We start from the raw sequence: 14188 nt of genomic DNA, 5'->3' as shown, positions 1-14188 counted from the left end.
GGCCGGGACGGGCTGAGGACTTCGGCCCAGCGACTGCGGGTGTCGGCACTGCCCATCCTGCAGTGCGCGATCGCCGCCGGCGCCGCCTGGTGGGTGGCGACGGTGGTGATCGGTCACCCGACGCCGTTCTTCGCGCCGATCGCCGCGGTGGTGTCGCTGGGGCTGTCTCTCGGCGCCCGCCTGCGCCGTTCCGTCGAGTTGGTCGCCGGTGTCACGATCGGGATCGGGGTCGGCGACCTCATCGTCTCCGTCATCGGGAGCGGGACCTGGCAGATCACTCTGGTCGTGATGCTGGCGATGTCCGCGGCGGTGTTGCTGAACAGCGGGCCGATCTTCTCGATGCAGGCGGGGAACTCCGCGGTGCTCGTGGCGACGTTGCTGCCTCCCGGCGGCACCGCGGGTATCGACCGCATGGTGGACGCCCTGACCGGTGGTCTGGTGGGGATCGCCGTCGTCGCGCTGATTCCCACACATCCCGTGGGGCGGGCGCGGAAGTACGCCGCGAACGTTCTCGGGACGGCGTCCGAGGTGATGCAGCTGGTGGCCGACGGTTTGGTGGCCAACGACGACAAGCCCATCGAGGAGGCTCTGAAGAAGGCGCGGGCAACGCAGGCGTCCATCGACACGTTGCGGACCCACCTCGCGGGCGGCCGCGAGATCAGCCGAATCTCGCCGCTGTACTGGAACACCCGCGGCCGGCTCGAGCGACTCACCGCGGCCGCGGACCCACTCGACAATGCGTTGCGCAACATCCGGGTTCTTGCGCGGCGTTCGCTCACGCTGGTGCGTGACGACGAGATTCTCAACCCACGGCTCGTCGACCAGGTGGAGAAACTCGCCCACGCCCTGGAAACCCTCCGGCAGATGGCGCTCGCGGACCCCGGTCAGCAACCCGATCAGGCCGAGGCGGCGCGGGTGCTGCGTTCGGTGGCGTCCGGATTGAAACCGGAACTGGTGGAGAACGCGGGCTTGTCGGCCACTGTCGTCTTCGCGCAGATCCGGTCTCTGACCGTCGACCTTCTGCAGGTCGCGGGGCTGAAACGCATCTCGGCGATCGCCACCCTGCCGCCGACCGTGGAGAAGCCGGCCTATCGTCCCGAGCTCTGACCACCCGAGCGCGCTGTTGAACATATGCGCATGTACGCATATGATCGGCACAACTCGGGAGGAGGCTTACCCATGGGAGTCGGTCACGGACACTCGCACGGCAATACGCAAGGCAGCGGTGAGGTAGGTCCGTCGCGGGGGCGGATCCGCCGCATGGTGATTGCTCTCGTCATCCTCCTCGCGTTCCTGGTTCTCGAGGTCGTCGTCGGTCTGACCGTCAACTCGCTGTCGCTGCTCGCCGACGCCGGGCACATGCTGACCGACGTCGTCGGAATGTCGATGGGGCTCGTCGCACTTCTCCTGGCACGCAAGGGCAGTGCCACTGCGGCCCGGACCTTCGGCTGGCACCGCGCCGAAGTGCTCACGGCCATGGCCAACGCTGCGATGCTGCTTGCCGTCGCGGTCTGGGTGTTCTACGAGGCGATCTCCCGCATCGGCGACGCCCCCGAACTTCCCGGCATGGCGCTGATCCTCACCGCATCCGTCGGACTGGCCGCGAACCTCGTGGTGATGCTGATGCTGCGCGCCGATTCCAAGGACAGCCTGGCCGTCCGCGGCGCATATCTCGAAGTGCTCGCGGACGCCGTCGGCAGTGTCGGCGTGCTCATCGCCGGCGGACTCGTGCTGGCGTTCGACTGGACCTACGCCGACATCATCGTCGGTGTCCTCATCTCGCTGTGGGTCATTCCGCGGGCGATGAAACTGGCCGCCGCGTCGCTGCGCATCCTCACGCAGGCTTCTCCCGAGGACGTCGATGTCGAATCGGTGCAGGCCGACCTCGAAGCGCTGCCCGGGGTCACTGGTGTGCACGACCTCCACGTGTGGACGCTGACGACGGGAATGGATGTGGCCACCGTCCACCTGACCACGGACGCCGACTCGTCCGTCGTCCTCGAATCGGCGCGGATCGTCCTCGAGAGCCACCTGCTCTCGCACGCCACCGTGCAGGTGGAATCCACCGCCAACGGCCGCCACTGCGCCGAGAACGTCACCTGGTAGGCGCCCTGTCTGTTTCGTCCGGTATCGCGGCGGGAAATCGTCGTGGGACGACTCACGGAAGGGAACATCATGTCCACTCTCGCAGCGTTCGCACGACCCGTCGCCGTCGCCGCATTCGGTGCGGCAGCCCTCTTCGCAGCACCCGCCGCCGCCTCGGCCGCGCCGTTCATGCCCGACCCGCTGGCGAACTGTAAGCCCGCCGCGACGCTCGATGTCGAAAAGGAAGGCAACCAGGTCGAGTGGGAGTTCGAGGGGCCGAAAGATGCCACGACCGACGCCCAGGTGACGTACCTCAACATCGGCGGCCAGGCCCCGACGCTCGGCACGTCCGGGCCGCTGACGAACGGTGAAGGTGTCGAACGAGAACTGCCGGGCTTCACCGGGCACCTGATCCCCGGCGGAACCTACGACCCCGACGGGCCCGGACCGCAGGCAGCGTGCACCCTCGGCTTCGGATTCGCCGTCACGCAGTGACCGTCACTTGGTGAACCGGGTGACGCCCGCACCCGGTCGCCACAGATCGACATACAGATGGTCGCCGTCGACGGTGGTGAGCACTACCTCGTCGAGGCCGAGTTCGAAGACGTCCGCCTCGGGGATCTCGTCGGGGTAGTGCTCGAGGATCTGCAGTTTCCGCTCCCCGAGGATCTCCTCTGCGCGGCCGCTGATCTTGGCGTCGCCGCCCTCCATCGTGTGGTGACCGGGGTTGCTGTGGAGAGAGAATCGCGGATCACGTTGGAGGTCGCGCACTTTGCGGGCGCCGACCATCGAACCGAGCAGTAACGCGCCCTCGTAGAACTCGACCTCGGTGCCGCTCACCCTCGGGGAACCGTCCTTGCGGAGCGTCGCCAGCACGTGGTGCTTGTGCGCCTCGAAGCGTGCGGCGACAGCCTTGGCGAGGTCGGGTGCGTCGGTCTCGAACTGTGTCCAATTGGTCATGCGGACCAGTGTGCTCTCCCATCCCTGACATCTACTGTCAGGGATTCTCACTAGAATCGGAGCATGCGTTCGAGTCGGCTCGTCGAGGTGATGCTTCGTCTGGAAGGCAGCCGCGGGGCCACCGCGCAGCAACTCGCGGACGAACTCGGGGTCTCGGTCCGCACCGTGTATCGCGACGTCACGGCGTTGTCGGCTGCAGGTGTGCCGTTGTGGACGGAGAGCGGACCCGGCGGCGGAATCCGGTTGCTCGACGGCTGGCAGTCGAAACTCGGCGGCATGACGGGGGCGGAGACGTCCGCGTTGATGTTGCTCGGCGTCCCGTCGATCGCCGACGATCTCGGACTTCGCGACGTCACCGCTGCGGCGCAGTCGAAGCTGTTGGGGGCGTTGCCGGTCCCGCTGCGCGCCGGGGCTCAGCTGTGGCGGGACCGGCTCTACGTCGACGCCCCGGCTGGTTCGCCGGGCCGCGCGACACCGGTGATCTCCCGGTGGTGGCGTCGGCGGTGCTCGAGGGTCGGCGCCTCGGCATCCGCTACCGCAAGGGGAGCCGTTCCGCGGCAAGAACTCTCGACCCTCTGGGGTTGGTGGCGAAGGCCGGTGTCTGGTATCTCGTTGCGCAGCACCGCGGACGGACGCTGTCGTACCGGGTGTCGCGGATCAGCGGCGCGACCGTGCTGAATCAACCGGCGGTGCGGCCCGACGACTTCGATCTGGGTGCGTGGTGGACGGCGTCGGTGGCCGAATTCGATCGTGCGCTCCTGCGATTCCGGTGCCGGGTGCGGCTCTCGCCCGCGTCGTGGCGCCGGCTGCCCCGGGTGGTCGGTGTGGAGGCCGCACGCGTCGAACCCGGACCGCCCGACGACGAGGGCTGGGTAACCGTCGACCTGTTGCTCGAGGCCGAGGACGTGGCACTCGACCAGTTGACCGTTCTCGGCGGGGGAGTCGAAGTGCTCCAGCCGCACTCGCTGCGCGAATCGCTGCGTGCGGTGGGCGACGCGATCGCCCGCCGGAACGGCTGAGGCGGACTACCGCCGCGTCACCCGAGTCGTTCGAGCACCGTGGCATTGGCGAGTCCGCCTGCCTCACACATGGTCTGCAGTCCGAACCGGGCCCCGCGCTGCTCCATCGCGTTCACCAGCGTGGTCATGATCCGGGCGCCGCTGGCCCCCAGCGGATGCCCGAGCGCGATCGCACCGCCGTGCACGTTGACGCGGTCCAGGTCGGCTCCCGTGTCTGCGGCCCAGGCCAGGACCACTGGCGCGAAAGCCTCGTTGACCTCGAACAGGTCGATGTCGGAGATGTCGAGCCCGCTGCGCTGCAGTACCTTGCGTGTCGCGGGAATGACGGCGGTGAGCATCATCAGCGGGTCGTCGCCGACGACGGAGAAGCTGTGGAGCCGGGCCAGGGGCCGCAGTCCCAGACGTCCCGCGATCTCACTCGTGGTGATCATGAGCGCCGCACTTCCGTCCGACAGGGGACTGCTGTTGCCCGCGGTGATCGACCAGTCGATCTGTGGGAATCTCTCCCCGTAGACGTCGCTGCGGAAGGCGGGTCGCAGGCCGGCGAGAGTTTCCAGTGTCGTGTCCGGCCGGATGGCCTCGTCGACGGTCAGCTCCGGCAGGACGGCGAGTTCCTTCGCGAAGTTCCCGGCACTCGTTGCCGCCGCGGCCTTCTGGTGGCTGCGCAGGGCGAACTCGTCCAGCTGGGTGCGCGACAGTCCCCACCGGGCGGCGATGAGTTCGGCGCTGATGCCCTGCGGGACCAGACCGTCTGGGTAGCGGCGCTCGAAGCCCACGCCCATCGATTCGCGTCCGATGCTGCTGGATCCCATCGGAACTCGGCCCATCGATTCGACACCGGCGGCGACGACGATGTCGTAGGCGCCGGACATCACGCCCTGTGCGGCGAAGTGAACGGCCTGCTGGCTGCTGCCGCACTGCCGGTCGACGGTCGTGCCGGGCACGGATTCGGGAAATCCGGCGGCCAGAAGTGCACTGCGGGTGATGTTCTGGCTCTGGTCACCGACCTGGGTGACGGTGCCGCCGATGACGTCGTCGATCAGTGCGGGATCGATTCCCGTGCGCTCGACGAGGGCCGACAGGCTGTGGGCGAGGAGGTCGACCGGGTGCACTCCGTGCAGGGCGCCCGAGGGCTTGCCCTTGCCGATCGGCGTGCGGACGGCCTCGACGATAACGGCGTCTCTCATGACGGTTCCTTTCGGTGCTGTGAGTACTTGTCAACCGCGGGCGGTTGATAAGTACTCACGGGGTGGGTTCATCCCTGAGGCGGCGAGTGCGGCGACGACGGCCACCGCGGCCACCGCCGACCAGGCGAGTTGGAATGCGGAGTGGGTGTCTTCGTAACCGGCGGTCGTACCGAGGAGGGCGACCAGCATGCTCACACCCAGCACGGTTCCGATCTGACGGCTCATGGTGACGACGGCGCTACCGGTGGCCGCGCGCGACTGCGGTAGTCCGGCGGTGGCGGACGACAGAATCGTCGGCAACGCCAGTCCGACTCCGACACCGGCGATCATCCAGCCGGGCAGCAGTTCCGACGCGTACTGCGGTTCCATCCCGACGGACGAGAGAACGAGTACGGCGCCGGCCGCCCAGAGGGCGCTGCCCGCCGCGGTGAGCGCTCCGGCCGAGAATCTGCGGGACAGGAACTGGCCGACGATGGCGAACACCGGCACCATCAACGGGCCCGGCGCGATAGCGAGACCCGTCAGCAGCGCGGAGTACCCCCACACCTGCTGCAACCACAGGATGTTCGCGAGCAGGCCGGCCGCGAAGGCAGCACTGAACGCGAGGGCGGTCACGTTCGACCAGGCGAACGTGCGCACCTTCAGCATGGCGGGTTCGATGAGGGGCTCGCGCTGCCGGCTGTTGCTCCACCAGAACAGTGCGACGGACGCGGCAGCCACGGTGAACGCGATCGCGATTCGGGGGTCCCCCCATCCCCAGTCGGGCCCCTGGACCAGCCCGAGTGCGAGGGCGCCGATGCCGACGGTCAGCAGGACAGCGCCGAACAGGTCGAGGTCGGTGTCGCGGGCGGTCGGACGGAAGTCGGGGACCAACCGGACGGTGGCGATCAGGAAGGCGATACCGATGGGGACGTTGATCAGGAAGGCCCAGCGCCACGACGCCTCGACGAGCAGACCACCCACCACGGGTCCGAAGGCCGCGGCCGCGGCGCCCGACGCGGCCCAGATCCGGACCGCGCCCGCACGCTTGGCCTCGGGGACCGTGCTGATCAGCAGTCCCAGGCCGGCGGGGGTCAATGCGGCCGCACCGACGGCCTGGAGAAGTCGGAAGGCGACGAGCAGCCACAGTGAGGGGCTCAGCGCGCACGCCGCGCTGGCCGCCGTGAACAGCGCCAGCCCGAGAAGGAATCCGCGCCGGCGGCCGACGCGGTCGGCCCAGCGTCCGAGCGGAACCAGGAGTGCGGCGAACACGATCGCGTAGCCGCCCAGCACCCAGCTGAGGTCGCCGAGGCTGTAGCCGGGGTAGCTCGCCGCGATGTCGCCGAACGCGACGTTGACGACGAACAGATCGAGGCTGGCGACGAACGACGCGCCGGAGAGGACGCTGAGGAGTGGGCCGAGCCGTACTTTCTCACGCACCTGACTATTGAGGGCCATAGTCAGCAATGTACACCTGACTATGGCTATGGCAAGTCAGGTGTGACGGACGCCTCGGATCGACGGTTTGCGCTGCAGAGATCCCGTGGCGGTCCTAACGTGAGGCATGGCTGTTCTGACCCCCGGCTTCCACGGCAGGCCTCGCAGCGAGCACTCTCTTCCGCCCGGGCAGTACGAGGTCGGGGACTTCCCGGTCCTCTCGGCGGGACCGACGCCCCGCGTTCCGACCGACACGTGGACGCTGACCGTGACCGACGAGACCGGCCGGCGCCACGAGTGGTCGTGGGCCGAATTCATGAAGCTCCCGCAGGAGCGTCCGACGGTCGACCTCCACTGCGTCACGCGATGGTCGAAGTTCGGAACCTCGTGGAAGGGCGTCTCCCTCGACACCCTGTTCGCGGACGTCGAGACGTCCGCAGGATTCGTCCTCGTCGGATGCGACGGCGGTTACACCACGAACCTCCCCGTCGCCGACATCCTCGGTGGCAAGGCGTGGATCGCGCACACCTACGAGGGCGCGCCGCTCGCGCCGGTGCACGGGGGTCCGGCCCGTCTGCTCGTGCCCCATCTCTACCTGTGGAAGTCCGCGAAATGGGTTCGGTCGATTCAGCTCGTCACCCAGGACGTCCCGGGATTCTGGGAACAACTCGGCTACCACGATCGCGGCGACCCGTGGCGGGAGCAGAGGTACCAGGGTGACCAGTGAGCTGTTGGGCCGCGCCGTGCTCAGCTGGCGAGTGGCGGAACTCGTCGAGTCGTGGCCCGAGACGGCGAGTGCGCGGGCCCTGGTCCTCGAGGTTCCGGACTGGCCGGGGCACCGCGCCGGGCAGCACGTCGATCTCCGCCTGACCGGCCCCGACGGGTACACCACCGAACGGAGCTACTCGCTGGCGTCGCCGGCCGAACGTTCACCGGGTGGGTGGCGACTGCAGTTGGTCGTCCAGCGGGTGGCGGATGGTGAGGTGTCTCCGTATCTGACCGATCTTTTCGCCGCGGGCGATCTGATCGAGGTGCGCGGACCGATCGGCGGCTGGTTCGTGTGGTCGCCGCGCGAGGGTGGCGGCGCGCCGGTGCTTCTCGTCGCGGGTGGGTCGGGCGTCGTGCCGCTGATGTCGATGATTCGCGAGCGGCGGTTCCGGCACGACCGCACGCCGTTCCGGCTCGTGTACTCCCTCCGGACGCGGGCCGACGAATTGTTCGCGGACGAGCTGAACAGGCCCGGGAGCGGCGACGGGGGAGTCGAAACGGTCGTTCTCCACACCCGCGAGGACTCGCCGCGGCGCCCGGCGGGGCGGATCGGTGCCGCCGATCTCGCGGCGTGGGGATGGCCGGCGGACTTCGCGCCGCGCTGCTTCGTGTGCGGGCCCACCGGATTCGTCGAGGAGGCGGCTCGCCTGCTGCTCTCGCTCGGGCACTCGCCGGACGACATCAAGACCGAGCGGTTCGGTCCCTCGGGGCCGTGACCGGAGGAAGGAATTGTCGATGAGTACGTTGCAGGGCAACGACTTCGAGGACGGAAACGTTCTCGGCGGGCCGTTCGCGGAGATCTTCGTTCACGACCTCACCTCGGCGACCGGGCAGTGCCGGTTCTGCGGTCTCGACGGACCGATGGCGGCCGTGCACGTCTACACGCGTGCGCCCGGTGTCGTCGTGCGGTGCCCGGGATGTCAGGAGGTGCTGCTGCGGCTGGTGTCGACTCCGCGCGGGCTCGAACTCGACGCCAGCGGGCTTTCGCATCTGTCCTGGAGGCTGTGACCGCTGACTATGGAGTCTGCAAGTCAGCTATGCTGAGGTGCATGGACGCGGCACGGTTGGACGGCTTTCTCGCAGATCGCGACACCTGGCGGGCGACACACTGCTCCATCGGCAAGGCGATGGACGTCATCGGCACGCGTTCGGCCGTCCTGATCCTGCGCGAGGCCTACTACGGCACCACGCGATTCGATGACTTCGCGAAACGGGTCGGCATCACCGAGGCGGTCGCGGCATCCCGGCTGCGTGAACTGACCGCCGAGGGCCTGTTCGAGCGGCAACCCTACAAGGAGCCCGGGCAGCGCACCCGCTACGAATACGTGCTCACCGAGAAGGGGCGCGACCTGCTGCCCGCTGTGCTCGCGCTGATGCAGTGGGGCGACAAGTACCTCCAGGGCAAGTACGGGCCGCCGATCGGACTGGCGGACGACGCGACCGGCGAACCCGTGCGCGTCGAGGTCCGCAGTCCCGACCGGGAGGTGCCGTTGGCGGAACTGCGGCTGACCCCCAACTTCACCGAAGAGGATGCGTCCCGCCCGTGAGTACTTGTCAACCGCCCGCGGTTTGTTGAGTCTGGGGACATGTGAGACAGATGATGTCTACCCAGATGTGAGACACGCTGCCGTCGACGAGGTGTGAGGCACCTGACTGGTCGTGAACTTGGTTCATGACCGGAACGGATGCCGTCATGGACCTGCTACACGCCCTGCTGGTGCTCGCCCACGCCACCGGCGCCGACATGTTCGACGGGAACTTCGCCCGCTGGTGCGCCGACCACGGGATCTCCCGCGCCACCGCCTACCGACACAAGAAACGGATCGAGGAGGAGGGCCGGTGGACCACCCGGTCCCGCCGCCCACCTCCTGCCCACACGCCACCCCACTACCGGTCGAGATCGAAATCGTCCGGCTTCGCCTGAACCTGCCCCACCACGAGCGCGGCGCCGACACCATCGCCTACCACCTGCAGGCCGTCGCCGACAAACACCACTGGGCCGCCGAGGGCTGGACCATCCCGTCCCGGGCCACGATCAACACGATCCTCTCCCGCTACGACCTGGTGATCCCGGAACCGAAGAAACGCCCGAAATCGTCGTACCGCCGGTTCTGCTACCGCAACCCCCGCGACTGCTACCAGATCGACGCCACCCAGGTCCGGTTGGCCACCGGCGAGAAGGTCGTCGTCTTCGAGGTCCTCGACGACTGCACCCGCACCCTGGTCGCCACCCGGGTCGCGGACGCCGAAACCGCCGCCGGGGCGATCGCGGCGATCACCGCCGCGTTCACCGGCTTCGGGATCCCGGCGTTGGTGCTCGCCGACAACGGCAGCGCGTTCACCTCCCGCCGCACCAAGGGCGGCATCTCCGGCTTCACCCGGGTCGTGGAGCAGGCCGGGGCCCGGCTGATCCACTCCACCCCGTATCACCCGCAGACCTGCGGGAAGGTCGAACGCCACCACCGCACCTTCAAGCAATGGTTGGCCGCACGGCCCACCACCGCGGCCACCACCACCGAACTGCAGCAACTGTGCGAGACCTACCAGCGGTTCTACAACACCGAACGCCCGCACAGCGCCGTCAAGATGCCACCGCTGCAGGCCTGGCGGAATGCGGCGATCCACGGTGGGCCACAGCACCTTCCGATCCAACACGACGCCACCGTGCACGCCCTCGTCGTCTCCTCCACCGGCACCGTGTGCGTCGACTCCCGCGCCCGCCTGAGCGTCGGCCGAAAGATGGCCGGACAGACCGTCACCCTGCTGCGCGACGACGACCACGTCACCGCCTACACCACCGACGGCGACGTGATCGGCCACCTACACCTCGACCACACCAAGCGCTACCAAGGCAAACTCCGCCCCGCCTAAAATCTGTCTCACATCTACGTAGACACCCGTGTCTCACATCTACGTAGACAGCACAAACCGCCCGCGGTTGACAAGTACTCACGGGTCAAAGCCAGAAGCGCATCAGACGGTTGCCGTACTGGGCGTAGATCTCCGGCACACCGGACAGTTCGAACAGCCGGTAGATGACGTCGAAGAACACCACGTTGATCGACGGTACGAACAGCAGCGCCACGAGGATCAGCAGCCCGTACGGCTTGAACTGGTCGACGGACCTGCGGGTGCGGGGCGACAGGAACGGCTCGAGCGCGGCATAGCCGTCGAGCCCGGGAACCGGCAGGAGATTGAGCACGGTGGCCATCACCTGCAGGAACGCGAGAAAGCTCAGTCCCGTCCAGAACACCAGGTGGTCGCCGCCCAGCCCGAACCAGCGGATCACCACGAGGAGGACGATCGCGGACACCAGATTCACCGCGGGTCCGGCGAGCGACACCCGTGCCTGCACCTTCGGCGAGAACAGCCCGGTGCGCAGGTACACGGCGCCGCCGGGCAAGCCGATCCCGCCGAGCGCGATGAACAGCACCGGGAGACCGATCGACAGCAGCGGGTGGCTGTACTTCACCGGGTTGAGCGTGAGGTAGCCGCGCACCTCGACGTCGGTGTCGCCGTGCCGCCATGCCGTGTACGCGTGCGCGAACTCGTGCAGGCAGAGCGTCACCACCCATCCCGCGACCACCAGCAGGAACACCCCGACGTGGCCGAGCACCGACGCCGGTTCGGCACGCCACGCGAGAACACCGCCGGCGACTGCGACGGCGACGACCAGGAGGAACACCGGACTGGGACGGACCGCGGTGGTCCGCGCCCGGGGCAGGCTCACCGGACCAGCAACCACTCTTGGTCGTGGCGGTAGAACGTCGAACGCTTGACCTCGCGCGGGTTGGGCACACCGTCGCGGTCGAGCGCCGCGGCGGGCGACCCGAGCTGCACGGCGCGACCCTCGACCCAGCGGCGGGGCAGCCAGCGCCGGCGAGGTTCGACCGACGCCCGCAGACCGGGCATCCGGGGGGTCGGGGTGACGTTCATGCTCGTCGTCGTCCCCGAGAACAGCCGGGTGTCGTCGACGTAGGCCTCGCCGACGAGGGGGCCCCCGTCCGGGCCCGTGACGGTGGCGCACCCGACGAGCGCGATCCCCGCGTCGTCGCGGATGAGCGGGACCGGTTTGGCCGTTCCCTTCAGCGCGGTGCGGGCGCCGCGGGCGCCGGAGGACAGGTGGTAGGCGTCCGTCGCCTCCGAACGATGCTCCGCGACGTACGCGAGCTCGATGTGCAGGCGTTCGGTGCGCATCAACCGTGTGAGGGTGGCCGCGAAGGCGGCGTCACTGCCCACCACGATCAGCCGCGGATCCACGACCACCTGAAGTTTGGAGAAGACCTCGTCGAAGTCGTCCTTGTCCGGGACGGCAGGTGCGCTGGAGGTCGAAATGGAGCCCAGAGGTAGGGGAAGCGGCACGTCGCCGCATATGAGCACTACGGGGGTCAACGCCACTCCTCGCCCGGATGTCCCGCCGCGATTTCCGCAGCTTCCCTTTCGGATCATCCTAGTGGCACGCCCGACATGGCCTCCCCAGCCGTACTGTGGGGTCTGTTCTCCGTGCCCTCGGCTAGACTGTTCCCCCGGCCACTGCCTACGAACGGCAGGACCACGCAGTCGGATACGACTGTACGTCGACCGTAGGAGACAACGTCATGCCGGCAATCGTCCTGATCGGCGCCCAGTGGGGCGACGAGGGCAAGGGCAAAGCTACCGATCTACTGGGCGGACGCCTGCAGTGGGTGGTGCGCTACCAGGGCGGTAACAACGCCGGACACACAGTGGTTCTTCCCAACGGCGACAAGTTCGCTCTGCATCTGATCCCGTCCGGAATCCTCACTCCGGGCGTCACGAACGTCATCGGCAACGGTGTCGTGGTGGACCCGGGAGTGCTGCTCACCGAACTCGCCGGACTCGAGGAGCGGGGCGTGGACACCAGCCGCCTGCTGCTCTCGGCCGATGCGCACCTGATCATGCCGTACCACGTTGCCATCGACAAGGTCACCGAACGCTTCCTCGGGGCCAAGAAGATCGGCACCACCGGCCGCGGCATCGGGCCCTGCTACCAGGACAAACTCGCGCGTGTCGGCGTCCGGGTGCAGGACGTGCTGGACGAGAAGATCCTCACCCAGAAGGTCGAGGCGGCACTCGAGTTCAAGAACCAGGTGCTCGTCAAGATCTACAACCGCAAGGCCCTCGACCCGCAGCAGGTCGTCGACGAGGTGCTCGAGCAGGCCGACGGTTTCAAGCACCGCATCGCGGACACGCGTCTGCAGCTCAACGAGGCACTCGAGCGCGGCGAGACGGTGCTGCTGGAGGGTTCGCAGGGCACGCTCCTCGACGTCGACCACGGCACCTACCCGTACGTGACGTCGTCCAACCCGACGTCCGGTGGCGCAGCGGTCGGTTCGGGCATCGGACCCACCAAGATCACGACGGTGCTGGGCATCCTCAAGGCGTACACCACCCGCGTCGGCTCGGGTCCGTTCCCGACCGAACTCTTCGACCAGAACGGCGAATACCTCGCCAAGACCGGCGGCGAGGTGGGTGTCACCACCGGCCGTGCCCGTCGCACCGGCTGGTTCGACGCCGTGATCGCCCGCTACGCAACGCGTGTCAACGGCATCACCGACTACTTCCTCACCAAGCTCGACGTGCTCAGCAGCCTCGACACCATCCCGATCTGCGTCGGCTACGACGTCGACGGCGTGCGGTACGACGAGATGCCCATGTCGCAGACCGACGTTCATCACGCGAAGCCGATCTACGAGGAAATGCCCGGCTGGTGGGAAGACATCTCCCACGCCCGGACGTTCGAGGAGCTCCCGAAGAACGCGCAGAACTACGTCCTGCGCCTCGAGGAACTGTCGGGTGCGTACATCTCCTGCATCGGCGTCGGCCCCGGCCGCGACGAGACCATCGTCCGCCGCGACGTGGTGCGGTAGTCCGCTCGCCTCTTCGTTTCACTTACCGTCGCCCGATGTCACCGCGGTTCTGTCAGATCGAACCGATGCGACATCGGGCGACGGGTAGGTGGCGCTGTGACCTACAGGGTTGCCGGCAGGGACGCCGCGAGGCGCTCCAACGTCGGCTTGCGCCCGTGCTCTATGTGAGCGAACGCGCTGGCTTCCGCCAGTCTCCCGTTTCCGCTGCGGATCGCTTCGACGAGTTCCCGATGCGCTGCACACGACACGGCGGGATTGTGGTGCCACGTCAGCCGGAACAACCAGTGGACCCGGCCCATCAGCGAATTCATCACCGACACGAGTAGCTTGTTGCCGGACAGTTCGACGACGTCCATGTGGAACCGCGCGTTGACCGCCGGGATCAGGAGCGGTTCGTCGTTTCCGATCAATTCCTCGGTGCGCGCCATCGTCGACAGCAGTTCCTCCATGGATGCACCCCGAGCCACGTTCTCGGCCGCGCATCGTGCCGCGTACGGTTCCAACGCCAACCGCACGTCGAACAGTTCCTCGATGTCACGTAGTGACAGCTGAGTCACGACCGCGCCCCGCCGGGGCAGGATCTGAATGAATCCGTCCCATTCCAACTGCGGCAACGCTTCGCGCAGCGGGACCCTCGAGACGTCGAACTCCTGCGACAATTCGCGCTCCCGCAGGCGACTGCCGGGTGGGTAGGCGCCCGAGATGATGCGCTCGCGAATCACCGAATAGATCTGCTTCGGGAGCGGCACGTCCGACAGTCCGCCGGCCACGCCCGTGCCCAGAGTCGGCGTCGTGGATTCCGCGACCCCGATCTCGCCGTTCAGGTTCACCGTCATGAACCGATCATGGCATACCAAGTTGAAGT

At 67.9% G+C, this 14188-nt stretch carries 16 protein-coding genes and 1 pseudogene; 11 read left to right on the top strand and 6 right to left on the bottom strand.

The window, feature by feature from the left end; genetic code table 11:
• Positions 1-39: 39 nt before the first annotated feature.
• From WKC72_RS32965 to WKC72_RS32955, 3 genes are all read left to right on the top strand, one after another.
• Complete coding sequence (locus tag WKC72_RS32965; protein ID WP_112299573.1) at positions 40-1107, top strand: aromatic acid exporter family protein; 1068 nt, start codon at positions 40-42, stop codon at positions 1105-1107.
• 72 nt (positions 1108-1179) lie between these two features.
• On the top strand, positions 1180-2106 hold the full coding sequence (locus WKC72_RS32960) for a cation diffusion facilitator family transporter (protein WP_112299574.1): 927 nt from the start codon (positions 1180-1182) through the stop codon (positions 2104-2106).
• A 69-nt stretch (positions 2107-2175) separates the two neighbouring features.
• Positions 2176-2580 carry a hypothetical protein gene (locus WKC72_RS32955; RefSeq protein ID WP_370180866.1) on the top strand — a complete coding sequence of 135 codons (405 nt, stop codon included), beginning with the start codon at positions 2176-2178 and terminating at the stop codon, positions 2578-2580.
• Positions 2581-2583: 3 nt separating this feature from the next.
• Here the strand turns inward: WKC72_RS32955 and WKC72_RS32950 are convergent, their stop codons facing one another.
• Positions 2584-3045 (bottom strand): pyridoxamine 5'-phosphate oxidase family protein, encoded by a 462-nt coding sequence (locus tag WKC72_RS32950; RefSeq protein ID WP_128639516.1) that lies wholly within the window; start codon positions 3043-3045, stop codon positions 2584-2586.
• A 63-nt stretch (positions 3046-3108) separates the two neighbouring features.
• Between WKC72_RS32950 and WKC72_RS32945 the strand changes: the two are divergent.
• Positions 3109-4064 (top strand): annotated as a pseudogene (locus WKC72_RS32945) (helix-turn-helix transcriptional regulator).
• 17 nt (positions 4065-4081) lie between these two features.
• Here the strand turns inward: WKC72_RS32945 and WKC72_RS32940 are convergent.
• Together WKC72_RS32940 and WKC72_RS32935 are read right to left on the bottom strand one after the other, a co-directional pair.
• Positions 4082-5251, bottom strand: a complete 1170-nt coding sequence (locus WKC72_RS32940; protein WP_370180865.1) for an acetyl-CoA C-acyltransferase — start codon at positions 5249-5251, stop codon at positions 4082-4084.
• A 30-nt stretch (positions 5252-5281) separates the two neighbouring features.
• A complete protein-coding gene (locus WKC72_RS32935) occupies positions 5282-6688 on the bottom strand; it encodes an MFS transporter (RefSeq protein WP_370180864.1) in 1407 nt (468 codons plus the stop codon).
• Between the two features lie 106 nt (positions 6689-6794).
• Here WKC72_RS32935 and WKC72_RS32930 point away from each other — a divergent pair, with 106 nt between their 5' ends.
• The 6 genes from WKC72_RS32930 (at position 6795) to WKC72_RS32905 (ending at position 10306) form a co-directional block, all read left to right on the top strand.
• Positions 6795-7394 (top strand): sulfite oxidase-like oxidoreductase, encoded by a 600-nt coding sequence (locus WKC72_RS32930; protein WP_112299577.1) that lies wholly within the window; start codon positions 6795-6797, stop codon positions 7392-7394.
• Positions 7384-8151, top strand: coding sequence for a ferredoxin reductase (locus tag WKC72_RS32925; protein ID WP_370180863.1), 768 nt, complete (start codon positions 7384-7386; stop codon positions 8149-8151). The genes WKC72_RS32930 and WKC72_RS32925 overlap by 11 nt, the downstream gene beginning before the upstream one ends.
• 19 nt (positions 8152-8170) lie before the next feature.
• Positions 8171-8443 carry a DUF6510 family protein gene (locus WKC72_RS32920; protein WP_370180862.1) on the top strand — a complete coding sequence of 91 codons (273 nt, stop codon included), beginning with the start codon at positions 8171-8173 and terminating at the stop codon, positions 8441-8443.
• A 41-nt stretch (positions 8444-8484) separates the two neighbouring features.
• Entirely contained in the window at positions 8485-8982 is a 498-nt protein-coding gene (locus tag WKC72_RS32915) for a helix-turn-helix domain-containing protein (RefSeq protein WP_037243615.1), read from the top strand.
• A 125-nt stretch (positions 8983-9107) separates the two neighbouring features.
• Complete coding sequence (locus WKC72_RS32910; protein WP_370180731.1) at positions 9108-9359, top strand: hypothetical protein; 252 nt, start codon at positions 9108-9110, stop codon at positions 9357-9359.
• A complete protein-coding gene (locus WKC72_RS32905) occupies positions 9275-10306 on the top strand; it encodes a DDE-type integrase/transposase/recombinase (protein WP_370180730.1) in 1032 nt (343 codons plus the stop codon). Before WKC72_RS32910 ends, WKC72_RS32905 begins: the two co-directional genes overlap by 85 nt.
• An 85-nt stretch (positions 10307-10391) precedes the next feature.
• On the opposite strand, the gene WKC72_RS32900 is transcribed toward WKC72_RS32905, so the two are convergent.
• Positions 10392-11165 (bottom strand): site-2 protease family protein, encoded by a 774-nt coding sequence (locus WKC72_RS32900; protein WP_037243617.1) that lies wholly within the window; start codon positions 11163-11165, stop codon positions 10392-10394.
• The gene (locus WKC72_RS32895; RefSeq protein ID WP_037243619.1) at positions 11162-11815 is read right to left on the bottom strand and encodes a hypothetical protein; all 654 of its coding nucleotides are present in this window, start codon (positions 11813-11815) and stop codon (positions 11162-11164) included. The genes WKC72_RS32900 and WKC72_RS32895 overlap by 4 nt, the downstream gene beginning before the upstream one ends.
• A gap of 218 nt (positions 11816-12033) precedes the next feature.
• On the opposite strand from WKC72_RS32895, the gene WKC72_RS32890 reads away from it, so the two are divergent.
• On the top strand, positions 12034-13323 hold the full coding sequence (locus tag WKC72_RS32890) for an adenylosuccinate synthase (protein WP_037243621.1): 1290 nt from the start codon (positions 12034-12036) through the stop codon (positions 13321-13323).
• Positions 13324-13424: 101 nt separating this feature from the next.
• Here the strand turns inward: WKC72_RS32890 and WKC72_RS32885 are convergent, their stop codons facing one another.
• Positions 13425-14159, bottom strand: coding sequence for a GntR family transcriptional regulator (locus WKC72_RS32885; protein ID WP_245973329.1), 735 nt, complete (start codon positions 14157-14159; stop codon positions 13425-13427).
• Positions 14160-14188: the final 29 nt, after the last annotated feature.

Source organism: Rhodococcus wratislaviensis (assembly GCF_041228765.1).
Taxonomy (GTDB): Bacteria; Actinomycetota; Actinomycetes; order Mycobacteriales; family Mycobacteriaceae; genus Rhodococcus_F; species Rhodococcus_F wratislaviensis.
This window is presented reverse-complemented; position numbering and strand designations above follow the sequence as displayed.